The organism is Stenotrophomonas sp. PAMC25021, from assembly GCF_004795795.1.
GTDB lineage: Bacteria > Pseudomonadota > Gammaproteobacteria > Xanthomonadales > Xanthomonadaceae > Stenotrophomonas > Stenotrophomonas muris.
This window is the reverse complement of the sequence record NZ_CP039255.1, coordinates 1,932,659-1,955,397: the sequence shown is the minus strand read 5'-3', so window position 1 is coordinate 1,955,397 and position 22,739 is coordinate 1,932,659. Positions and strand designations below refer to the sequence as shown.

The following is a 22,739-nucleotide window of genomic DNA, read 5'->3' as shown; positions in this document are numbered from 1 at the left end:
GGGCTCCGACCCCTTAAGGGTTTGCCGGCCAGCGGCCGGCACTACCAGGGGAGCCGGCCCGCCACAGGCGGGCCGGGTCGTGCCTTATTTCTTGACCGGGTTGCCCTCGGCGTCGATCACCGTCACCTCGCCCAGGTTCAGCGCGCGCACGGCCGCTTCGGTCTGCTTGAGATCGCCCACCACCACCCAGGTCAGGGCCTGCGGCTTGATCTCGGCAGCGGCCTGCTGCACCTGCGCCGGGGTCATCGCTTCGATCTCGGCCTTGCGACGCAGCACATAGTCGTCCGGGCGCTTGAACTGCACGATCGAACCGATGGTCGCGGCCACGGCACTGGCGGTCTCGTAGGCACCGGGGAGGCTGAGGGTCTGGATGTTGCGGATGCGGTTGACTTCGGCAGCGGTGGCCGGCTTGCTGCCGTCGGCGAATGCGGCGATCTCCTTGCGCATTTCCGCCAGTGCCGGGCCGGTCTTGTCGATCTGCACCGGCGCACTGGCCATCCACGGGCGCTGGCCCACCGAACTGGTCGCGCTGCTGCGCGCGCCGTACGACCAGTGCTTGTCCTCGCGCAGGTTCATGTTCAGGCGCGAGGTGAAGTCGCCGCCGATCACGCCGTTGGCAATGTCGAAGCGGGTCGAACTGGCGGCGCTGGACGGCGCCACCACCTGGCCGGCGAACAGGTTGGCCTGCACCGCACCCGGCTGGTCGATCAGGAACACGCGCGGGCCCTTCGGCAGCGCGACATCGGTGGCCGCCTTCACCTGCGGCGCCTCGCCGGTCGCCTTCCAGTCACCCAGCTGCTTGTCCAGCAGCGGCACGATCTCGGCCAGGGTGGTGTCACCGACCACGATCAGGGTGCCATTCTGCGGGCGCAGCCAGTCGTGGTGGAAATCAACCAGATCTTCGCGGGTGAGGCCGTTGATCGCCGCCTCGTCGCCGCTGCCGGTGAACGGGATGGCGTACGGGTGGCCCTTGCCGTACAGCAGCGGCGGCAGCACGCGCATGGCCACTGCACCCGGGTTCACCTTCTCCTGCTGGATGCCGGCGATCCAAGTCGCCTTGACCCGGTCGATCTCGCCCTGCTCGAAACGCGGTTCGCGCAGCAGGTCGCGGTACAACGCCAGCGACGGTGCCAGGTTTTCCTTCAGCGCCGACAGGTCCACGCTCATCGAGTCCAGGCCGGCCGAGGCATCCAGGCTGGCGCCCAGTGCGTCGGCGGCGTCGGCGAAGGCCAGCGAACCGAGCTTGCCGGCGCCTTCGGTCATCAGGCTCATGGTGAAGTTGGCGGTGCCGGGCTTGCGACCCTGGTCGGCGCTGAAGCCGCCCGGGAACTGGTAGCTGAACTGCACCACCGGAATCTCGTGGCGTTCGGCCAGGATCACCTGGGTGCCGTTCTTCAGCGTGGCGCGCTGCAGTGCCGGGAACTTCAGCTGCGGGAACTCGCGGGTCTGCGGCACGCCGGCCTTGCGGTCCACCTGTTCCGGCAGGGTGCTGTACTTCGGGTCCACCGCCGGCACGGTGAACGGCTTCGGCGTCTGGCTCGGTTCTTCCTTCAGCGCCACGCGCTCACCCGGTGCGATCACCAGGGTGTGGCTGCCCTTGTCCAGCCACTCTGCGCCCAGGCGGCTCAGATCGGCGGCACTGGCCTTCTCGATGTTGGCCAGCGAGGTGCGGAAGCAACCCGGGTCGCCGGTGAACACCGCGCACTCGGCCAGCGCATCGGCCTTGCCGCCGAAGCCACCGATGCGCTCGATGCCACGGATGAAGCCGGCACGGGCGCCGGTCTTGGCGCGCTCCAGCTCGGCCGCGGTCGGGCCCTGCTTGATCAGGCGGTCCAGTTCCTCGTCGATGATCTTCTCGACCTTGGCCGGGTCCTGGCCCTGCTTGACGGTCGCCACGATCACGAAGTTGGAGCCCAGCTGCGACGTCGACAGGCCCGAGCCGATGCTGTCCACCAGCTTGTCCTGGTGCTGCAGGCGCTGGCTCAGGCGTGAGGACTTGGCGCCGCCCAGCACTTCGGAGAACAGCTGCAACTGGTCGATGTCGGCGGTGCCGACCTGTGGCACGTTCCAGGCGCGGTAGATGCGCGCCTGCGGCACCTTGTCGGTCATCGTCTCGCGGGTATCGGCACTGCGCTTGGCCACGTTCACCGCCGGCTGCGCCATGGTCGGGCCAGCGGGGATGCTGCCGAAGTACCTGGCGACCTTCTCCTTGGCGGTGGCCAGATCGATGTCGCCGGCCAGCACCAGCACCGCGTTGTTGGGGCCATACCAGGTACGGAACCAGGTCTTCACGTCATCCAGCGAGGCCGCGTTGAGATCGTTCATCGAGCCGATCACGCCGTGGTGGTACGGGTGGCCAACCGGATACAGCGCCTTGTTGATCTGGTCCCAGGCCTGGCCGTAGGGCTGGTTCTCGCCTTGGCGCTTCTCGTTCTGCACCACGCCGCGCTGCTCGTCCAGCGCAGCCTGGTCGATCGCACCGACCAGATGGCCCATGCGGTCCGACTCCATCCACAGCGCCATGTCCAGCGCGGTGGTCGGCACGTTCTCGAAGTAGTTGGTGCGATCGGTGTTGGTGGTGCCGTTCTGGTTGGTGGCACCGACCTGCTTGAACGGTTCGAAGAATTCGCCGTCGTGGTTCTCGCTACCCTGGAACATCAGGTGCTCGAACAGGTGCGCGAAGCCGGTGCGGCCGGCCGGCTCATCCTTGCTGCCCACGTGGTACCAGACGTTGACCGCGACGATCGGCGCCTTGCGATCGGTATGCACGATCACGCGCAGGCCGTTGGGCAGGGTGAACTGCTCGTACGGGATATCGACCTTGGCCGGTGCCGTCGGCCTGGCGGCAAGCGCGGAGGTGGGCGCAAGCGTGCCCAGGGCGGTGCTGAGGGCGACGGCCAGCAATGCGGCGCGCGGGCGAAGGGCGAGAGACATATCCGGATCCTTGGTCACATAGGTGAACCCCGATCCTAGCCTGCGCAGGCAACGGCAGGAATCGGTCGCCAGTCACTGGGGGTGTTTGCCCTGAAGGCCATCCGGCCCGGCCCCAGCCGGGGGGCGTGAACCGTCACATGTGCCGGCTGAAGGCGTCCGGACAGTGTCCGCGGCACATCGAATGGACAGGTGTCCGCCCACCGGACACTTTTCGATTGATAAAAAACCCTTGTAAATCAATGAATAAAAGTTGGCACGGGGATTGCTTGGCACCTCCTGCGCCAGGAAGGGCTTCAGACGCAAGCTGACTGAAGACTGAACAAATGCAGGAAATCGAAAATTCTTCTTGCATCCCCAGAACTGGTGTACTACCTTACTACCACACCACTGATCACCAACACTAAACAGGCCCCGTCATGAACGCCAAGACCATTGCCATCGCCATCGCCCTGATCGCCGGCACCGCGGTTGTTTCGTCGGTGCAGGCCTCCGAATCCATCAAGACCCTGGCCACCGTGCAGGTTCGCCCGGCCGCCGACCAGCTGGCCCAGCAGGCCTGGGAACAGGCCAGCGGCATCCCGACCCTGGCCACCGTGGAAGTGCGCCCGAGCGCCGACCAGCTGGCCGAGCGCAACGGCTACGTCGCCGCCCCGGTCGCCGCCGCGATGCCGATCACCACCCTGGCCTCGGTGGAAGTGCGCCCGAGCCTGGAACAGCGCGTCGCCCTGGCCGCCGAACTGGAAGCCCAGCGCTACGCCGCCACCCTGGCTGCCGCTGCCACCAGCGTCGCCAACCAGGTGATCGTCAACCTGCCGGCCCTGCAGGTGCGTCCGAGCGCTGCCGACCTGCAGGCCCTAGCCACCGAAACCGCCCAGGTCCTGCTGCGCCCGTAAGCGGTGCCGCCCTGCCCAGCGCAGGGCGTGCGCCCTAGAGGCGGCCGCCGTCGCAGGTACACTGCGCCGATGAATGCCGCGCCCCCGTTCCACGTAATCCTGTTCCAACCGGAAATCCCGCCCAACACGGGCAATGTGATCCGGCTCTGCGCCAACACCGGCGCGCAGCTGCACCTGGTCGAGCCGCTCGGCTTCGCACTGGAAGACAAGCAGCTCAAGCGCGCCGGCCTGGACTACCACGAGTACTCGCGCCTGCAGGTGCACCCCGACCTGGACACCGCGCTGGCGCGGATCGCACCGAAGCGGTTGTTCGCCCTGAGTACGCGTGCCAGCGTCCGCTACGACAGCGTGGCGTTCGAAGATGGCGATGCCTTCCTGTTCGGCCCGGAAAGCCGTGGCCTGCCGCAGGACGTGCTCGATGCGCTGCCGGATGGCCGCCGCCTGCGCCTGCCGATGCGGCCGGGCAACCGCAGCCTCAATCTTTCCAACACCGTTGCCGTGGTGATGTACGAGGCGTGGCGGCAGCATGGGTTTGCCGGCGGCGCGTAAACCGCTCCGGGGTGGCTGTGGATCGCTGCTGGTGGGTGTGACCTGCTTCTGGTGGGTGCGGACCTTGGTCCGCACTGTTCCCCGGTCGCGTGCCGAAGGAGTGTGCCAACCAAGGTTGGCACCTACCAAAGACAGGTCAAGGCGGCTGCAGAAACTTCTGGAAAGATGTGCCAACCAAGGTTGGCACCCACCGGAACCAGGTTTCAGAACGCGTTGATGCCGGTCAGTTCGCGGCCGATCACCAGCTGGTGCACGGTCTCGGTGCCTTCATAGGTGATCACCGATTCCAGGTTCAGTGCATGCCGGATCGCCACGTGTTCGGTGGTGATGCCGGCCCCACCCAGCAGATCGCGACATTCGCGGGCGATGTCGATGGCCATGCGGCAGTTGTTCCATTTGGCCAGGCTGACCTGCTGCGGCTGCAGCTGCCCGGCTTCCTTCAGGCGGCCCAGCTGCAGCGCCAGCAGCTGCGCGGTGGTGATGCGGCGGGCCATTTCGGCCAGCTTGATCTGCGCGCTCTGGGTGGCCGCCAGCGGGCGGCCGAACAGCACGCGCTCCTTGGCATAGCCCAGCGCTTCATCCAGGCAGGCAATGGCCGCGCCGATCGGGCCCCAGCTGATGCCGTAGCGGGCCTGGGTCAGGCAGCCCAGCGGCCCCTTCAGGCCCTTCACGTTCGGCAGGCGGTGGCTGTCGGGCACGCGCACGTCATCGAAGAACAGCGCGCCGGTCAGCGACGCGCGCAGGCTCATCTTGTGCTTGATCTCCTGCGTGGTGAAGCCGGCCATGCCCTTCTCCAGCACGAAGCCCTGGATGCCGTCCTCGGTCTGCGCCCAGACGATGGCCAGGTCGGCCACCGGGCCGCTGGTGATCCACATCTTGCTGCCGCTGATGCGCCAGTCGCTGCCGTCGCGCACCGCGCGGGTCTTCATGCTGGCCGGATCGGAACCGCCATGCGCCTCGGTCAGGCCAAAGCAGCCGATCAGCTCGCCGCGTGCCATCGCCGGCAGCCACTGTTGGCGCTGTTCTTCGCTGCCGTAAGCGTAGATCGGGTACATGCACAGCGAGCTCTGCACCGAGACGAAGCTGCGCAGGCCTGAATCACCTCGCTCCAGCTCCTGGCAGATCAGGCCGTAGCTGACCGCACCCAGATCACCGCCGCCGTATTCGGCCGGCAGGGTGGCGCCCAGCAGGCCCAGCGAGGCGATCTCCGGCACCAGTTCAGAGGGGAAACGGGCCTGGTCGAAGGCATCGCCGATGATCGGCAGCACGCGCTCGTTGGTGAAGCGGGCGACGCTCTCCTGCACCGCGCGCTCTTCCTCATTGAGCAGGGAACGGACATCGAACAGATCGTACGGATGCAAAGCCATGGCACTCACGCGCAGTCAGGACCCGGCCATTGTCGGTCATCCGGGCAGAGCGTGCCGACCAGGGTCGGCACCCACCCGGGCCGCAGCCTTACGCTGCACCGCAGCAATCATGACGTGAACATCGGCGATCTAGCTCGATCACGCGCGGCCCGGTACCCTGACACATTCAAACAACCGTTTCGCTCGTGGCTGCACGCGCGATTCCCAGGCACCGCCGGTGGCCCCGATGCCGGCCCTACCCACGAGTCATGCAATCGATGAGCGCTGAAGCCAACGCCCTGCCCCCGCGTGAAGTAATGGAATTCGACGTGGTGATCGTCGGCGCCGGCCCCGCCGGCCTGGCCACCGCGATCCGCCTGCGCCAGCGCGCGATCGAAGCCGGCCGCGAGTTGTCGGTGTGCGTGCTGGAGAAGGGGTCCGAACCAGGCGCGCACGTGCTGTCTGGTGCGGTGATGGATCCGCGCGCGCTGACCGAGCTGTTCCCGGACTGGGCCGAGCGCGGCGCACCGCTGAAGCAGAAGGTCACCCGTGACGAATTCCTGTTCCTCAGCGAAACCGGCGCGCGCAGCACGCCCAACGCGCTGCTGCCGGAGTGCTTCCACAACGAAGGCAACTACATCATCAGCCTGGGCGAAGTGACCCGCTGGCTGGCGCAGCAGGCCGAGGCGCTGGAAGTGGCGATCTTCCCCGGCTTCGCCGCAGCCGAGGTGCTGTACGGCGACAACGGTGAAGTGATCGGCGTGGCCACCGGCGACATGGGTATCGAGAAGGATGGCAGCATCGGCCCGGCGTTCGAGCGCGGCATGGCGCTGCAGGCGAAATACACGATCTTCGCCGAAGGCGCGCGCGGCCATCTCGGCCGCCAGTTGATCGCGCGTTACACGCTGGACGAAGGCAAGGACCCGCAGGCCTACGGCATCGGCATCAAGGAGCTGTGGCAGATCGACCCGTCCCGGCATGAGCCGGGTCTGGTGGTTCACGCCGCCGGCTGGCCGCTGGACAGCGACACCTACGGCGGCGCGTTCCTGTACCACGCCGACGGCGGCAAGGTCGCCATCGGCTACGTGGTAGGCCTGGACTACAGGAACCCGTGGCTGAGCCCATTCGAAGAGTTCCAGCGCTTCAAGACCCATCCGTCCATCCGCAAGCATCTGGAAGGCGGTACCCGCATCGGTTACGGCGCGCGTGCGATCACCGCCGGTGGCCTGCTGTCGCTGCCGAAGACGGTGTTCCCGGGCGGTGCACTGGTCGGCTGCGAGGCCGGCTACCTCAACGCCAGCCGCATCAAGGGCAGCCATGCCGCGATCAAGACCGGCATGCTGTGCGCCGACGCCGCGTTCGACGCGCTGGCCGCCGACCGCCAGCACGATGAACTGAGCGCCTACCCGAAGGCGTTCGAAGCCAGCTGGCTGTTCACCGAACTGCAGCAGGCCAAGAACTTCAAGCAGTGGTTCAAGAAGGGCCAGACCGTGGCCACGCTGATGACCGGCGTCGAGCAGTGGCTGCTGCCGAAGCTGGGCGTGCGCAACCCGCCGTGGACCCTGCACCGCACGCAGCCGGATCATGCCTGCCTGGAACCGGCCGCCAAGCACACCCGCATCGCCTACCCGAAGCCGGATGGGGTGCTGACCTTCGACCGCCTCAGCTCGGTGTTCCTGAGCAGCACCAACCACGACGAGAACCAGCCCAGCCACCTGACGCTGAAGGACCCCAGCATTCCGGTGAAGGTGAACCTGGCCGAGTACGCAGGCCCGGAAGCCCGCTATTGCCCGGCCGGTGTGTACGAGTTCGTTGGCGAAGCCGACAACGCGCGCCTGCAGATCAACGCGCAGAACTGCGTGCACTGCAAGACCTGCGACATCAAGGATCCGACCCAGAACATCGTCTGGGTGACCCCGCAGGGCGGCGGCGGCCCGAACTACTCGGGCATGTGATCGCCCCGGGCTGCGACCGTGTGTCGCAGCCCGACCGCTCCACCGCACCGCTATCCTGCCCACCCATGCGTGCCTGCCGCCTGCTCACCGCCGTTGCCGTGGCCCTGCTTGCCACGGCCTGCCAGCGCCCGCCCGCGGTGCCGGCCACGCCCGAACAGGCCCGGCAGCAGGCCATGCAGCGCGCGTTCGAACTGTGTGCCGGCTGCCACACCGTGCAGCCCGGTGGCATCCACCGCTTCGGACCCAACCTGCACGGCGTGATCGGCCGCCGCGCCGGCAGCCTGCCCGACTATGGGTATTCCGACGGCATGCGCCGCGCCGACATCACCTGGACCGCACAGACGCTGGATACCTTCCTGCAGTCACCCACGCACCTGGTGCCGGGCACCCGCATGTACAACGCCTTCCCCAGCGCAGAACGCCGCGCCCTGGTGATCGCCTACCTGCAGCAGCAGTCGGCTCAGTGAGCCAGGCGCTGCAGCTGTTTCTGCAGCCGCGCCACGAACGTCGTTACGGTGGCGAACAACGGCGCCGTATCGGCCTCTGCCGCATCGTGCAGGCGCTCGACCAGGGCATTGGCCTGCTGGGCCAGTGCCGTGGCCCCGATCGCCCCGAGCCCGCCGGCCTGGCGATGCAGGTGCAGCGCCGCAGCCTGGCGGTCGCCAGCCTGCACGGCGCGCTGCGCGGCGGCCAGGTCACCCTCGCTGGCCTGCAACAGGCTGTCGCGCAGCTGCTCGGCCACCACGCGCGAGCCGAAGCGCTGCTGCAGGGTGGCCAGATCAGGCAATGCTTCACCGTCGTCGGCGGCAACCTCCGGCACCGGCACCTCGAACGACTGGCCCTGGGCCTGCGGCAGCCAGCGCAGCAGCGCCGCACGCAGCGTGGCCAGCGACAGCGGCTTGGCCAGTACCTCGTCCATGCCGGCCTCGCGGCAGCGGCGCGCATCGTCGTCCAGCACGCTGGCGGTCAGCGCCAGCACCGTCAGCCGCGGCTGGCCGGTACGGCCCTCGCGTTCGCGCAGCAGGCGGGTGAAGCCAAATCCATCGAGTACCGGCATGCGGCAGTCGGTGATCACCAGGTCGAAGCTCTCCGACGACAGGCGATCCAGCGCCTGCTGGCCATCGCCCAGCAGCACATGGGGCACGCCCAGCTGCTGCAGCCGCCACGCCATCATCGCCTGGTTGGTCGGGTGGTCCTCGATCACCAGCACCCGCGCCTGGCGCAGCGCGGCGGGCAGCAGCGCGGACTGGTCCTGCTCGGCCAGCAGTGCCGCCGCGTCCTCGCTGCCGGCCTCCACCAGCGATACCCGCACTTCGGCGCGGGTTCCTTCGCCCAGCGTGCTGTGCAGGGTCAATTCGCCCTGCATCATCTGCACCAGTCGCTGGCAGATGCTCAAGCCCAGGCCAGTGCCGCCGTGGTCACGCTGGATGTAGGCACCGGCCTGCGTAAAGGGCGCGAACAGGTGCTGCAGTTGTTCCGGTGCGATGCCGATGCCGGTGTCGGTAACGCTCAGGCACAGCGGTTGCACGCCGTCTTCGCTGGTCGGCCCCAGCACCTCCAGCTGCAGGCGCACCTCGCCCTGTGCGGTGAACTTGATGGCATTGCTGAGCAGGTTGAACACGATCTGGCGCAGCCGCACGCCGTCCACTTCGTGGGCCGGCGCCAGCTCGGGATCGATCTGCACGTGCAGCGCCAGGCCACGCGCGCTGGCCTGGGCCGACAGCAGGCGGCACACGCTCTCCAGCAGGGGCCGCAGCGGTTGCGGCACCGGTTCCAGGCGCAACGCCCCTGCTTCCAGCCGCGAGTAATCGAGGATGTCATCGAGGATCTGCCGCAGCATCTGGGCCGAATCCTCGATAACGCCGAGGATGCGCTGCTGTTCGCTGTCCAGCGGTGAGTGCGCCAGCACCTCCAGCATCCCCAGCACGCCACTCATCGGCGTGCGGATCTCATGGCTCATCGTGGCCAGGAAGCGCGATTTGGCCTCGGCGGCCTGCTCGGCGTCCGCCTTCGCCGCCGCCAGGGCATCGGCCTGCATCCGCGCTTCGCTCACGTCCACCCAGTAACCGCTCCAGATCACCGCGCCCTCTTCGGCGGCATAGGGGTGGGCCTGGCTGCGCACCCAGCGCACGCCCTCCCCATCGCTGCGCAGGCGGAACTCCAGGATCAATGGGGCGAACTGGCGCGCGGCCTGCTCGATGGAGTGCAGGATGTGCGCGCGGTCCTCTTCCTCGATGCGTTCCAGCAACACCCTCGCATCCTGTTCGGCCTGCTGCCGTGTAATGCCGAACAACGCAGGCAGGTCACCGGCGATGAACGGGAAGCTGAGCGCGCCATCGGCGTCGCGACGCGCCTGATAGACCACTGCAGGCAGGTTGTCGGTCACCTCGGCCAGACGCTGCTCCAGCTGGCGACGTCCTGCCACCTCGCGGCGCAGCCGCCAATGGCCGACGCCATGTACCAGCAGCGCGGTCAGCAGCACCAGCAGCACCGGCACGCCCCACCGCAGCACCTTGTTCCAGTCGACACCGTTGCGGTACTCCACCCCCAGCCAGGCATTGCGCAGGGCCTCGCGCTTGCGTGGGGTCATCTGCAGCAGCAGGCGATCGAAGGTGGTAGCCAGTGCCGCGTGGCGGCGGTCCACAGCCAGCACCAGCTGGTCGTTGAAGCCGGCCGGTGCCGCCACCTGCAGCCGCCCCGGGAAACGGCTGCGCAGCAGGTGATCGACCACGGCAAGGTTGCCGATGTACGCATCGGCGTCGCCAGCGAGCAGGCGCTGCAGCGACTGTTCGGCGCTGCGTGCAGCGATGATCCGCGCCTGCGGTGCCTGCTGCAGCACGTAGCCGCGCACACGCTCCGGGTCGGACAGCAGCACGCGCTTGCCCTGCAGGTCAGCCAGGCCCAGCAGCGACTCGCCATCGCTCCTGACCACAATCACGTTCGGCACGCTGATGAAGGGCTGGCTGAACACCCAGTCCGGGCCCAGGTACCGTGAATCGACAGGAATGCCCATCACCGCCTGCAGCTCACCGCGGCGGGCCTTCTCGCGCACCTCGTACCAGTCGTGGCTGTCCTCGACCTGCAGGTTGGCACCGGCCTGCATCAGGCGCTGCAGGTATTCGCTGGCCAGCCCGCTGGGCCGGCCATCCTCGCCGGTGAACGACAGTGGCGCGGCATTCGGGGCGAAACCGATCTTCAACGGCTGCTCCAGCACGCGCTTCTCGGCCTGGCTCAGCGCCAGCTGCGCCGATGCCGACCAGTGCGGCGGTGGCAGCCATCGTTGTGCGAGGGCATCACGCTGGGCCTGGCTGGTGGCCGCCAGCGCCAGGTCCAGGGCTTCAGCCAGGGGTTGCTTGCTGTTGGGAATGCCGAAGTGCAGCCGTTCAGGGGGCAGGTCGCTGGGCCGCAACAGCGCCACGCCCTGCAGGCGCCGGCTGGCAATCAGCTCGGTGGCGACAAAGGCATTGCCGATGTAGACGTCGGCCTTGTCGTCTCTGACCATCTGCAATGCGCTCAACGTGTCGTTTACGACAAGCTGGCGGGCACGCGGGAATCGGGCGCGCACCTGCGGACCGGTCAGGAAATCCTGCTCGATCACCACCCGCAGACCCTCCAGGTCGGGCATGTCGGAGGCACGCAGGTCGTCCGGCCGGCCCACCAGGGCCAGCGGCGCTTCGCTGTAGGCCGCGGTATAGACCATGCAGCGGGTGCGGTCGGCACTGAGGCCGACATTCATCACCACGTCGATCTCGCCACGACATGCCGCATCCAGCACGGATGTCCAGTCCGGATAGCGGCGCGCCTCGACCTTCATGCCGAGCTGGCGTGCAAGATGCGACAGGTAGTCCGGTCCCAGACCGACCTGCTGGCCGTCACGGAGGGACTCGAAGGGCGGCCAACCGCTGTCATACTGCCCGACAACGATGGTCGGATGCGCCACCAGGTATTCGCGCTGCAACGGGCTGAGCGGCAGCAGCCCAGGGGCCGGCTGTGCCTGGGCCACGGGCAGGGCCAGCACCGCCAGCAGCAGGAGCAGCCCGCGAACAGCCCACCTACGCATCTGCGTCGATCTCCTAGAATCCTGCCAGGGACCGCGATGGTCGCGGCCCGGCGTGCCCGATGGCCATACTAGAGCATGAGCTTGCGCATCATCATCGCAGACGATCACCCGGTGGTCCGCATCGGTACCCGCGCCGTCATCGAGTCGAGCGGCGTGGGCCGCGTGGTCGGCGAGGCCGACAGCGCGCAGGCGCTGATGACCCTGCTCGCCAACCAGCCCTGTGACCTGCTGGTCACCGACTACTCCATGCCGGGCAGCCCGCAGGCCGATGGCTTCGCCATGATCGGCATGATCCGCCGCCGGCATCCGGACCTGCCGGTGCTGATGCTCAGCGTCTCCAGCAACCTGGCGATCCTGCGCATGGTGCTCGACAGTGGCGTGCTCGGTCTGGTCGACAAGAGTTCGTCAATGGACGAGCTGCCGCAGGCCATCCAGTCGGTGTACCGCGGCCAGCCCTACATCAGCCGCAGCCTGCGCGAGCGGGTGGACGCGGCCGGCAGCTGGCGCATGCGCGAGGGCGACGGCAAGCCGTTGTCACCACGCGAAGTGGAGGTGCTGCGACTGCTCGGCACCGGCATGACGGTGAAGGAGATTTCGCTGCAGCTGCACAAGAGCGTCAGCACCATCAGCCGGCAGAAGGGCGACGCCATGCTCAAGCTGGGGTTGAAGGGCGACGCCGAATTGTTCGACTACCTGCGTGATGGCAAGATCTGAGACGCACTTCACATCACAGACCCGGCTGCCGCCCCCCTCTTTGACGGCCTGCGGATCTGTGCCAAGATGGACAGGCATGAGTTCTCAATGCGAGGTCGAAGGAATCGACCGGCTCATGTCCTCGCTCCCGTCCGTGGTGGATGGGGTGCGGCTTCCTGCCGGCCGTCTGGCCCGGCAACGCTGACCATGGAGAGGCGCATGCAGTCCCCCCCCGAGCTACGTTGGACCCTGCTGTTGCGGCCCCTGCGCGCATTCGCGGCATGCCTGCTCGTCTCCCTTTCCGCTGCCGCCTGCAGCGCCGCCGATCCGGCCCCCTCGTCCTCCCGGCCTGCGCCTGCGCAGGCTGCCAAAGCGCCCCGACAGGATGTTGCCCCGATGCAGAACCCCTCTCCCGATGCCGCCGTCACCCCGCCCGACGCGCCGTCCGTGATGTATTTCATCTACCAGGTGGATGGCGATGGTGCGACGTCCTATGAGGTCCAGAACGGCAGCGTGGCGACCTTCTGGTTCGGCCACCGCTTCACCCTGGACGGCACCACCTACTACACCGGTTTTTCCTGGGACACCCGCGAGCACTACGGCAAGCCGGGCGAACAGCAGCCGGCCGGCCCCGACGACCGCGCCAATCTGGCCGAGGCCACCTTCGTACTGGCCGGCGGCGACGCGAAGAAGCCGTGGAAGTTCCGTGGCCAGGAATGGACCATCGGTGCGCTCGGCGCCTACGACAAGGCCGACGACGTCGATACCCGGCGCAAGCCGATCGAACACCGCACCGCCGACGGCCGCCTGCTGCTGGCGGTGCCGACCAGCAGCTTCGACCGCGGCATCAGCAGCAGCGGCTACGCCCTGCTGCTGTTCAACCCCAAGCGCAGCGAGGACGACCTGGACAGCAAGGTCTGGCGCTACGTCGGCTCGGTGCGCACCGGCGAAGACAACAGCGCGGCCTGCGACGACGGCAACGTGATGCCGTGCACCGACAGCGATGGCGAACTGGCCTTCGTGGCCGATGGCAACGGCCTGCCGCAGCTGACCGTGACCTTCAAGGGCACCACCATCGAAGCCCCGGGCAAGACCCGCGCGCTGGGTGCCGGCGACACCGTGCACTACCGCTTCGACAGCAAGGCCCAGCAGTACATCGCGCCCTGATTTCCATCCGCCGCAGGCGGGTTACCTGTTGACCGACATGTTCTTGACTCACGGATGAGTCCGGTTGGCGATTCGCGGCATCGGCCGCTCCATCAACCCCGAGGAAAACGTCATGGCACAGCATGACTACAGCAAAAAGGAAGTCCTGGACATCGTCGAGCAGGTCGCCCGGCAGAAGGGCATCCCGGTCGATGACTTCATGCGCTTCGCGCACATCGAGACCGGCGGCACCTTCAACGAGCGCGCCCACAACACCTCGACCGGCGCCAAAGGCCTGTTCCAGTTCGTGCCCGGCTCGGCCCGCCAATACCACCTGACCGGCCACGAATTCGACCCGACCCGCAACACCGAAGCCGCCGCGCAGATGTACCAGGACAACCTGGGCTCGATGGCGCGCCGCAATGAGCGCACCGGCCACCCGTACCTGTCCGGCGGCGACACGCCGACCGGCCTGGACCTGTACCTGGCCCACCAGCAGGGCAGCGCCGGCTATGGCTCGGTGCAGACCGCGATCGCCACCGGCACCTTCGGCGTGGTCCGCAACGGCCATGGCGAAGAGATCAACATGCGCCGCAACGTGCTCAACCAGATCGGGTCCGATGCCAAGGCGCTGACCGGCCACACCCTGGCCGAAATGCGTGGCATGAACGACGGCGACCTGGCGCGGACCTTCTCCAGCTACTACATCCACAAGTACGCAGCGATCAGCATCCCGGAAAAGCACATCACGCCGCAGACCGTGGCACCGGGCCAGGCCCAGGCTCCAGGCACACCTGCGCAGACCGCCGCAGTGGGTGCCGCTGCGGCCACGCTGGCGGCGACCGCAACGGCTCCTGCTGCGCCGAAGCCGGGCATCGAACTGCACGCCGCGTACGACGCTGGCGTGAAGTACGACGATGTGAAGTACGCCATCAACATCCCGGGCCACGCGCTGTACGTGCCGGGCAAGACCGGCAAGAACGTGGACCAGGGCTACATCGATTGCTCCGGCTGGGTCGGCACCCTGCAGAACCGGACCATGGACGAGATCAACCAGAAGGCCGGGCACGCTGTCTTCAGCAAGGCCGACCGCATCGACCTGGGCAACCTCGGTTCCGGCGGCATCGTGCACAAGGCCGTCGAACAGTCCGGCGTGCTGCTCGAGCGCGACGCCATCCTCAAGCCCGGTGCGCTGAAGGAAGGCATGGTCATCGGCCTGGATACGGCCAGGACCCGCCACGAGCACTGGAATGGCATCGACCACATCGTGATGGTGGTGCGCGACCCGAACACCGACAAGCTGCTGATCAGCCAGTCCACCGGCAGCAAGGGCGTGCACACCATGCCGGTGGAGGATTACCTCAAGCAGGTGAAGGACCACCCGCACTGGAAGCTGTTCGCGTCGGACCCGTTGTCCAAGGCGCGCGACCTGCTGGAAAGCCGCACCCAATCGCATGAGCAGACCCAGGGCAAGCCTGCGGCCGAACACAAGGCCGCTGCCGCCCCGCACGCCGAGCTGTACAAGCCGGGCGCGCACAGCGAGGGCGTGCGCAAGGTGCAGGAGCAGCTGGGCCACCTCGGCTATGCCGGGGCCGACGGCAAGCCGCTGGCCGAGGACGGCCGCTTCGGCCGCAATACCGAAGCGGCGGTACGCCAGCTGCAGAAGGACAACGGGCTGATTGCCGACGGCATCGTCGGTGCAAAGACGCTGGATGCGATCAAGGAGGCCCGCGAGCGCCCGCTGCTGAACGACGAGCGGCACCCGCGCAATCCGATGTACCTGCAGGCCACCGAAGGCCTGGAGCGGATGCCGGCGGGCACCTTCAAGGACCGCCACGCGCTGGAAAGCGCCGCAGCGGCCCTGACCAGGGAGGCGCATGCCGCCGGCCTGCAGCGCATCGACGCGGTGGTGCCCAGCCCGAACGGTGAGCGCCTGTTCGCCGTGCAGGGCACGGTCGGTGACCCGGCGGCCAGCCGCGTTGCGGTGGAAACCCGCACCGCCAGCGAGCAGAGCATGGCGCTCAGCAGCGGCGCGGTGCAGGGCGCGCCGAACGTGCTGCACCAGCAGCAGGACGCGCAGCAGGAACAGACCCGCCAGGCGCAGAAGGCCATGGGCGTCTGAGCCCGCAGCGCCTTGCAGACCGGGAGGGGCCGCGCCATGCGCGGCCCTTTCCCTTTCTGCCAGCTGAGCGGTAAAAGCCACTTTCAGCCTTGCTTCATGCCGCCTGCCGCTAGATGAATGCGCAAGCCGCCCGGTAGGCCAGGCAATGTTCCGGCAATGTCGGAACGCCAGCGTGGTCTCCACGGCAGCCGGGGCGCCCCGCGCCCTCCCTGCCCAGCGTGGCATGCACCTCACAGGAGAACCGAACATGCTCAGTACTTCCACACTCAGCTTCCGTGGTCTGGCGATGGCCCTGGCACTGGTTGCCGGTGTCGCCGTGGTCAGCGATGCCAGCGCGATGTCGAGGAAGGACAAGCGCACCCTGGTCGGCGCCGTGGTCGGTGGCGTGGCCGGCAACCTGCTGTCCAACGGCGACCCTGCGGCCACCGTCGGCGGTGCCGTGGCCGGCGGCGCGATCGGCAACCTGACCACCTCCGACCGCCGCGACCGCCGTTACTACGACAATCGCCGTTACGACGACCGCTACGATCGCCGTTACGACCGTGGCTACTACCGCAGTGGCTACTACGACCGTGGCGATGACCGCCGCTGGCAGCGTGAGCGCTACTACGACAACCGCTACTACCACGACCGCGGCCGCCATCGCGGCTGGTAAGCAGCGCCGACATACCGATGACGCGGAGACGGGCGGGTCGATGACCCGCCCGTTTGCGTTGGCCACGCGCATGGCGTTGAATGCGCAGCCTTGGATGTGACTTTCCCGATCGGACTGTGGCATGACGTCTTCCTCCCACCGCGTGCAGGGCCTCAACAACGACGAGGTCGCTGCCGACTGGCCACCGATCAGCGCGGCGGACATCGCGTGGCTGAGTACGCGTTACCCGCAGCTGGGCGGGCACAGCCAACCGCGCTGGCACAGCCCGCGGCCGCTGTCTGCCGCCGCCATCGTCGACGACACGCGCGGCGCGGTGTTCATCAAGCGCCACCACCACAGCGTGCGCAGCGCGGCCTGTCTGGAAGAAGAACACCACTTCATCGCCCATCTCGCCGCCGCCGGCGTGCCAGTGGTGCAGGTGCTGCCGGCCACCGATGGCCACACTGCGGTCGAACACGGCGAATGGACGTTTGAACTGCACGATGTCGGCGTGGGCGACGACCTGTATCGCGACGCGGTGTCGTGGTCGCTGTTGACCGATGTCGCGCAGGCCCGCGAAGCAGGGCGCACGCTCGCACAGCTGCACCGTGCCGCCGCCAGCTACCACGCGCCCCAGCGCAGCACCCATCTGCTGGTGGCGCGCGACGACCTGATCCGTGCCGACGATCCGATCGCCGCCATCAAGGCAGGACTGGATGAACGTCCCGGGCTGGCACGCTATCTCGCGCGCATTCCATGGGAAGCACAGCTGCAGCGCGACGTGCTGCCGTGGCACGCCGGCCTGGCCGAGCGCCTGCGCGCCGAGCCCCGGCTGTGGGCGCACAACGACTGGCATGTCTCCAACCTGCTGTGGCGCAACGGCGAGGTCAGCACCGTGCTGGATTTCGGCCTGGCGTCGCCCACCAGCGCGCTGTTCGACCTCGCCACCGCGATCGAGCGCAACGCCGTGGCGTGGCTGGAACTGGAGCGCGGCATGGAGGCAGTGCGCATCGATATCGCGCTGGCCCTGCTCGACGGCTACCGCGAGGTGCTGCCGTTGTCGGCGGCACGCGTGCACCTGCTGGCCGACCTGCTGCCAATGGTCCATTTCGACTTCGCACTGTCCGAAGTGGAGTACTTCGAAGGTGTCACCCGCTCAACCGCGAATGCCGACGTGGCCTGGCAGCCCTTCATGCTGGGCCATCCGGCGTGGTTCCACAGCGCGCCGGGGCGGGCACTGCTGCAGGCCCTGCACGCCGTCGCGTGATCCGGTTGACGCAGCGTTGCGGTCAGATCCCTTTCCGCAGGAAAGGGATCTGACCCCGGCTGGCGCTCGCAAATCCGTACCATTTGTAGTGAAATGGTCACCTGAAGCGGGGGTGCCTGGATCTGCCAGGCTGAGAGAGTCCCTTGGAACCTGATCCGGTTTGCACCGGCGTAGGGAGCTTTGAGCCGCAGCCACACCCCCATCATGGGCCGGTGCACCTGCGCGCCGTCGCTTCGTCTCCCTTGTTGTCCGAAGACGAACCGAATGAACCGCTGCCTGCGCCCCACCCTGCTCTCACTCGCCCTCTGCGCCGCGCTGCCGCTGCATGCCAGCGAGGCCGAGGCCACCACCGATGCGGCTGCCACTGGTGCCGAACGCTCGCCGACCGAACTGGCGGCGGTGCGCGTGGAGGCCGGCAAGCCGAAGGCCGATACCTCGCGCGTGAATGCCTTCGGCGGCGGTTCGTGGAAGGACACGCCGGCTTCGGTGAACGTGCTCGAGCGCGACTATCTCGAACGTCGCCAGGTACGTTCGCTGTCCGAGCTGGCCAGCAACGATGCCTCGCTGGGTGATGCGTATGCACCTGTGGGCTACTACCAGAACATCGCCATCCGCGGCTTCGCGCTGGACGCCGCCACCGGCTACCGCTTCAACGGGCTGTCCATCGCCGGCGAGCAACGCTTGGCGCTGGAGAACGTGCAGTCGGTCGAGATCCTCAAGGGTGAAGCCGGCCTGGCGGCAGGGGTGATGGCGCCGGGCGGGATCATCAACTACATCGGCAAGCGCCCGGCTGAAGTACGCACCGCCACGCTCGGCACCGATTCGGAAGGCTCACGCTACGTCGCCGTCGATGTCGGCCACTGGATCACCCCGCGTTTCGGCCTGCGCCTGAATGCCGCATGGGACTCCAGCAATTCCTACGTCGCGCACGCCGATGGCCGCCGCAACTTCTACTCGCTGGCCGCCGACTGGCTGATCGGCGAGCGCGGCAAGCTGGAAGTAGATGCCAACTACCAGACCAGCTCGCAGCGCTCGGTGTCCGGCTACCAGCTGCTGGGCGCGCGTGACCTGCCGCGCGGTGTCGACCGCGAGCACCTGCTCGGCTACCAGCCGTGGCAGCGCCCGGTAGATATCGCCAGCACCAACATCACCGCGCTGCATACCTACGACTTCAACGATGCCTGGCAGTCGCGCGTCTCGGTCGGCCACAGCCGCTCGGTGATCGATGACAACGTCGCCTTCGCCTACGGTTGCTACTACGCCGTGCAGTGCGCCGATGGCAGCGTGCCAGGCAACTACTTCGCACCCAACGGCGACTACGATGTCTACGACTACCGCAGCCCGGACGACACCCGCCGCAACCAGCAGGCCCGTGCCGAGCTGCGTGGCCGCTTCGAGACCGGCAGCGTCGGCCATCAGCTGACCCTCGGTGCCGACTACTTCCGCCGCACCGTGGACAAGCGCCCGAGCGTCAACGAGTACGTCGGCACCAGCAACATCCACGACCCGCAGGTGCCCGTGTTCGCGCCGTCGCCGAAGATGCCCGGCCCCTCCGCACGACGCCTGGACAGCCGGCAGACCGCGTTCTTCGCGCTGGACCGGATGAGCTTTGGCGATGACTGGCAGTGGTTGGCCGGTGGCCGCTTCGTGCGCCTGGACGAGCGTGCCTACGACAAGCGTGGCGTTCCGCAGCGGCACAGCCGCCTGTCGCGGTTCCTACCGCAGACCGCGGTGGTGTGGAAGGCCACCGATCAGCTCAACGCCTATGCCAGCTACGTGCGCGGCATTTCGCTGGGCCAGGAAGCGCCGTTCTGGACCAGCAATGCCGACACTTTCCTGCCGTCGGTGCAGTCGCGCCAGCTGGAAGTAGGCGTGAAGTACGTGCCGGTCGAGGCGCTGACCCTGGGCGCAGCCGTGTTCCGCATCTCGCAGCCGTACCAGTACGCCAGGCCCGACAGCAGCGACGTCGGCTACACCTTCGTCGAGGAAGGCACGCAGACCCACACCGGCCTGGAGCTGACCGCCAACGGCCAGCTGACCGACGCACTGCAGATCGTGGCCAGCGCCAGCATGCTGCAGGCCCGGGCGCGCGACACCGGCACGCCGGCCTATGAGGGCCATCAGCTGGTGAACGTGCCGAAGGTGCGCGCCAGCGTGCACGTGGCCTACGCGTTGCCGTTCGTGCAGGGCCTGGACGTGACCGGTGGCTGGCGCTATGCCGGTGCCAACGTGGCACGCGCCGACGGTGGCGTGCGCGCGCCGGACTACTCGGTGTTCGATGCCGGCCTGCGCTTCCAGCATCGCCTGCACGAACGCGCGGTGACCTGGAACCTGTCGGTGGACAACGTATTCAACCGCTTCTACTGGCGCGATACCGGCAGCAGCGGCGGTGACTACTACCTGTTCCCCGGTGCACCGCGACAGGCCCGCCTGTCGGTGACGTTCGCGCTGTGAGCGGCGTGATGCTCGAGTGGACCGCCGCGCTGTGCAGCATCCTCGGCGTCTGGCTGATGGCCAGGCGCCGGCTGTCGGCATGGCCGGTGGGCCTGCTGTCGGTGGCGCTGTATGGCCTGGTGTTCGCCGAGGCCAAGCTGTACTCGGACACCCTGCTGCAGGTCGCCTTCGGTGGCTTCCTGGTCTATGGCTGGCTCAACTGGCGGCAGCACGCCGCCGATGAGGGCAGCATCCGCATCGTGCCACTGGCACGCGGCACGCTGCTGCGCGACCTGGCCTTCGGCCTGTGCGGTGGCGTGGCGCTGGGTGCGGCCATGCACACCTTCACCGATGCCGCGCTGCCCTGGCTGGACGCGATGCTGACCGCGCTGAGCCTGGTCGGCCAGTGGTGGCAGGCACGCCGCCACGTGGCCTGCTGGTGGGTGTGGATCGCGGTGGACGTGGTCTATGTGGGTGCGTACCTGTTCAAGTCGCTGCACGTGACCGCGGCACTGTACGTGTTCTTCCTCGGCCTGGCCGTGTTCGGGCTGCGCGCATGGAGCGCCGCCGCGCGTGAACCGCAGGTGGCAACGCGATAGAGCCACGCCATGCGTGGCCAGGCTACCGGTAGTCGCCAACCTGGGTTGGCGCGCCTGCCGACCAAGGTCGGCATCTACCCACCACATCCACGCATGGCATGGATCTACTTCGGCTCCAGCAACAGGCCCAATCGCATCGGTTGGCGCATGTCGGCCGGCGGTGCCGCCTGCAACGGCGCGGCCTGCAGCGTCGCGCGCAGGTCGGCGTCGACCTGGGCATCGCCCAGACTGTCGAATTCCAGTTTCGAAATACGGCCATCCGCCGCGATCCACACGCTCACCGGCAGCGGTGCCGGTGTGTCAGGGTGCGCCTGCAACCACGCCAGCACACGCTGCGCCTGCGGGTCCTGTTCCTGCTGCAGGCGCTGCTGCAGCTGGCCACCCACGGCGGCGGCGTAGGCCATCCAGTGCGCAGGGGCTTCCTGCGCGGAAACGCTGGCACTCCCCAGTGCCAACGCGCCGAACACCGTGGCCAGACGCCGCCACCAGCGGCGCATGCCGGTCCTGTTCCCTGCCATGGCCATCACCTGCCTCCTGCGCTCCCATCCAGCGCGCCATGGTCGGCGCCCTAGATGACAGGCGGATGGCGGGCCATGATGGCGCCGCGCGTCGAGCTTGCCCGATTGCGAGGGATTGCCTTCGATCAGTCCAGGCAGGCCTTCAGATCATCACGTGTCCAGCCGGTGAGACCTGCACCCTTCCAGTAGCGTGCAGACGTACCAGCCGGGACAGGGGCAAGCTCGACAATGGCAATCACCCCATGGTTCACAGGGTTGTCGATGACAATGCGCTGCCCGGATTCAGTGGGCAGCACGCGCACGACCTTATTGCGTTGTGTCCACGTCTGGGACAGGCAGACGGTGACCTGCTGTACCGATTTCGAAGAAGCAAATGACTCGGGTGCTTGTTCAAGCAGACCAGGTGCTGTCGAGCAGCCGGCGATGCCCATGAACAATGCCGCCAGGAATGGGGCTCTCAAGACAGACATACGTCCTCCAGATGCATACGCGTGCGTTGATCACTCGCCCAGGTCGGCCAGCACTTTGCGCGAGGGCGCGAAGAAGGTCACGCCGGTGGTGGCGGTGGAGAAGTCGAGGATGCGGTCGTGCAGCGGTGCAGGATTACCGATGAACATGCGCTCGAGCATCTTCTCGATCACCCACAGGCGGCGCGTGTAGCCGATGAAGTAGGTGCCGTACTCGCCGCGGCCAGGGTTGGCGAACGGCATGTTGTCGCGCAGGATCTCGTGCTCGCCGTCGGCATCCTCGATGGTGCATAGCGTCTTGTGCGATTTCTGCGCATCGGCCGGCGCGTCGTCCAGCTCGATGTTGTCGTGCTTGGTGCGGCCGATGATCGCCTCCTGCGCCTCGGTCTTCTGCGCGCGCCACGCATCGAGGTTGTGCAGGTACTTCTGCACCACCACGTAGCTGCCACCTGCGTGGTCCGGATCCTCGTCACCAACAATCGTGGCTTCGGGCAGCGACAGTCCTTCCGGATTGGCGGTGCCGTCGACGAAGTCGAGCAGGTCGCGGCCATCGAAATAGCGGAAGCCGGCCACGTCATCGACTGCTTCCACCGCATCGCCGAACGCCATCAGCAGGTTGCGCTCGAACGCCACGATCAGGTCCATGGTGCGTGCGCGGATGTGGTACAGCAGATCGCCCGGCGTGGACACGGCAGTGTGGGTCGCGCCCTTGATCTCGCGAAACGGCTGCAGCTCGCGCGGCGGCGTGGTGCCCACCAGCGGCTGCCACACGCGATGGCCGATGGCCACGTTGCAGGTGAAGGTGCGCTCGATCTCGCGGATGGCGGTGTTCTTGATCAGGTCATCGGTGCTGGCCAGCACCTCGCGCGCCTTGACGATCGACGCCTCGTCATCCTTCACCTTCAGCACCAGGAACGCCGCCGAATGGGTGAGCGGCGCAGTGATCTGCTGCGGCTCGTTGTCGAGCGAGTGGTTAAGGGCGGTGATCGGTGCGGGCTGGGAATTCACGGCAGTTCCTGCTGGCTTCAGACGGGTGCATCGCCGGTGGCGATGTGCCGGCGATCATAGCGGAACCGCCAGACCGGGGACGGAGCGGTTCTCGTTCCGTCCACCGGCGAAGGTA

General features: G+C 67.6%; 17 protein-coding genes and 1 riboswitch. Of the genes, 11 read left to right on the top strand and 6 right to left on the bottom strand.

Annotated features, from left to right (window positions below):
• Window positions 1-84 precede the first annotated feature (84 nt).
• Window positions 85-2,934 (bottom strand): pitrilysin family protein, encoded by a 2,850-nt coding sequence (locus E5790_RS09210; protein ID WP_049441774.1) that lies wholly within the window; start codon window positions 2,932-2,934, stop codon window positions 85-87.
• Between the two features lie 416 nt (window positions 2,935-3,350).
• Here E5790_RS09210 and E5790_RS09205 point away from each other — a divergent pair, with 416 nt between their 5' ends.
• Both E5790_RS09205 and E5790_RS09200 read left to right on the top strand, forming a co-directional pair.
• Window positions 3,351-3,827, top strand: a complete 477-nt coding sequence (locus E5790_RS09205) for a hypothetical protein (protein WP_014645542.1) — start codon at window positions 3,351-3,353, stop codon at window positions 3,825-3,827.
• Between the two features lie 69 nt (window positions 3,828-3,896).
• The gene (locus E5790_RS09200; RefSeq protein WP_049441773.1) at window positions 3,897-4,376 is read left to right on the top strand and encodes a tRNA (cytidine(34)-2'-O)-methyltransferase; all 480 of its coding nucleotides are present in this window, start codon (window positions 3,897-3,899) and stop codon (window positions 4,374-4,376) included.
• A gap of 203 nt (window positions 4,377-4,579) precedes the next feature.
• On the opposite strand, the gene E5790_RS09195 is transcribed toward E5790_RS09200, so the two are convergent.
• Window positions 4,580-5,743, bottom strand: a complete 1,164-nt coding sequence (locus tag E5790_RS09195; RefSeq protein ID WP_032962241.1) for an acyl-CoA dehydrogenase family protein — start codon at window positions 5,741-5,743, stop codon at window positions 4,580-4,582.
• A 257-nt stretch (window positions 5,744-6,000) separates the two neighbouring features.
• On the opposite strand from E5790_RS09195, the gene E5790_RS09190 reads away from it, so the two are divergent.
• Together E5790_RS09190 and E5790_RS09185 are read left to right on the top strand one after the other, a co-directional pair.
• A complete protein-coding gene (locus E5790_RS09190; protein ID WP_041862952.1) occupies window positions 6,001-7,677 on the top strand; it encodes an electron transfer flavoprotein-ubiquinone oxidoreductase in 1,677 nt (558 codons plus the stop codon).
• 65 nt (window positions 7,678-7,742) lie between these two features.
• The gene (locus E5790_RS09185; protein ID WP_014645538.1) at window positions 7,743-8,144 is read left to right on the top strand and encodes a c-type cytochrome; all 402 of its coding nucleotides are present in this window, start codon (window positions 7,743-7,745) and stop codon (window positions 8,142-8,144) included.
• Here E5790_RS09185 and E5790_RS09180 read toward each other — a convergent pair.
• Window positions 8,138-11,737 carry a transporter substrate-binding domain-containing protein gene (locus E5790_RS09180; RefSeq protein ID WP_111206049.1) on the bottom strand — a complete coding sequence of 1,200 codons (3,600 nt, stop codon included), beginning with the start codon at window positions 11,735-11,737 and terminating at the stop codon, window positions 8,138-8,140. The two genes, E5790_RS09185 and E5790_RS09180, sit on opposite strands and share 7 nt — an antisense overlap.
• A gap of 75 nt (window positions 11,738-11,812) precedes the next feature.
• Here E5790_RS09180 and E5790_RS09175 point away from each other — a divergent pair, with 75 nt between their 5' ends.
• The 7 genes from E5790_RS09175 (at window position 11,813) to pnuC (ending at window position 20,631) form a co-directional block, all read left to right on the top strand.
• Complete coding sequence (locus tag E5790_RS09175) at window positions 11,813-12,451, top strand: response regulator transcription factor (RefSeq protein ID WP_014035550.1); 639 nt, start codon at window positions 11,813-11,815, stop codon at window positions 12,449-12,451.
• Window positions 12,452-12,826: 375 nt separating this feature from the next.
• Entirely contained in the window at window positions 12,827-13,597 is a 771-nt protein-coding gene (locus tag E5790_RS09170) for a hypothetical protein (protein WP_049441770.1), read from the top strand.
• Window positions 13,598-13,709: 112 nt separating this feature from the next.
• Window positions 13,710-15,698, top strand: coding sequence for a peptidoglycan-binding protein (locus E5790_RS09165; RefSeq protein ID WP_111206065.1), 1,989 nt, complete (start codon window positions 13,710-13,712; stop codon window positions 15,696-15,698).
• Between the two features lie 247 nt (window positions 15,699-15,945).
• Complete coding sequence (locus E5790_RS09160) at window positions 15,946-16,353, top strand: glycine zipper 2TM domain-containing protein (protein ID WP_014645533.1); 408 nt, start codon at window positions 15,946-15,948, stop codon at window positions 16,351-16,353.
• Window positions 16,354-16,474: 121 nt separating this feature from the next.
• Entirely contained in the window at window positions 16,475-17,599 is a 1,125-nt protein-coding gene (locus E5790_RS09155) for a phosphotransferase (protein WP_049405211.1), read from the top strand.
• A gap of 98 nt (window positions 17,600-17,697) precedes the next feature.
• Window positions 17,698-17,793, top strand: a riboswitch (TPP riboswitch).
• A gap of 70 nt (window positions 17,794-17,863) precedes the next feature.
• Window positions 17,864-20,053 carry a TonB-dependent siderophore receptor gene (locus tag E5790_RS09150; RefSeq protein ID WP_111206050.1) on the top strand — a complete coding sequence of 730 codons (2,190 nt, stop codon included), beginning with the start codon at window positions 17,864-17,866 and terminating at the stop codon, window positions 20,051-20,053.
• A gap of 8 nt (window positions 20,054-20,061) precedes the next feature.
• On the top strand, window positions 20,062-20,631 hold the full coding sequence (gene pnuC / locus E5790_RS09145; protein ID WP_046427881.1) for a nicotinamide riboside transporter PnuC: 570 nt from the start codon (window positions 20,062-20,064) through the stop codon (window positions 20,629-20,631).
• Between the two features lie 104 nt (window positions 20,632-20,735).
• On the opposite strand, the gene E5790_RS09140 is transcribed toward pnuC, so the two are convergent.
• The 3 genes from E5790_RS09140 to E5790_RS09130 form a co-directional block, all read right to left on the bottom strand.
• A complete protein-coding gene (locus E5790_RS09140) occupies window positions 20,736-21,155 on the bottom strand; it encodes a hypothetical protein (RefSeq protein WP_111206051.1) in 420 nt (139 codons plus the stop codon).
• A 119-nt stretch (window positions 21,156-21,274) separates the two neighbouring features.
• The gene (locus E5790_RS09135) at window positions 21,275-21,580 is read right to left on the bottom strand and encodes a hypothetical protein (protein ID WP_126411590.1); all 306 of its coding nucleotides are present in this window, start codon (window positions 21,578-21,580) and stop codon (window positions 21,275-21,277) included.
• Between the two features lie 69 nt (window positions 21,581-21,649).
• Window positions 21,650-22,624, bottom strand: a complete 975-nt coding sequence (locus E5790_RS09130; RefSeq protein WP_111206052.1) for a Dyp-type peroxidase — start codon at window positions 22,622-22,624, stop codon at window positions 21,650-21,652.
• Window positions 22,625-22,739 lie beyond the last annotated feature (115 nt).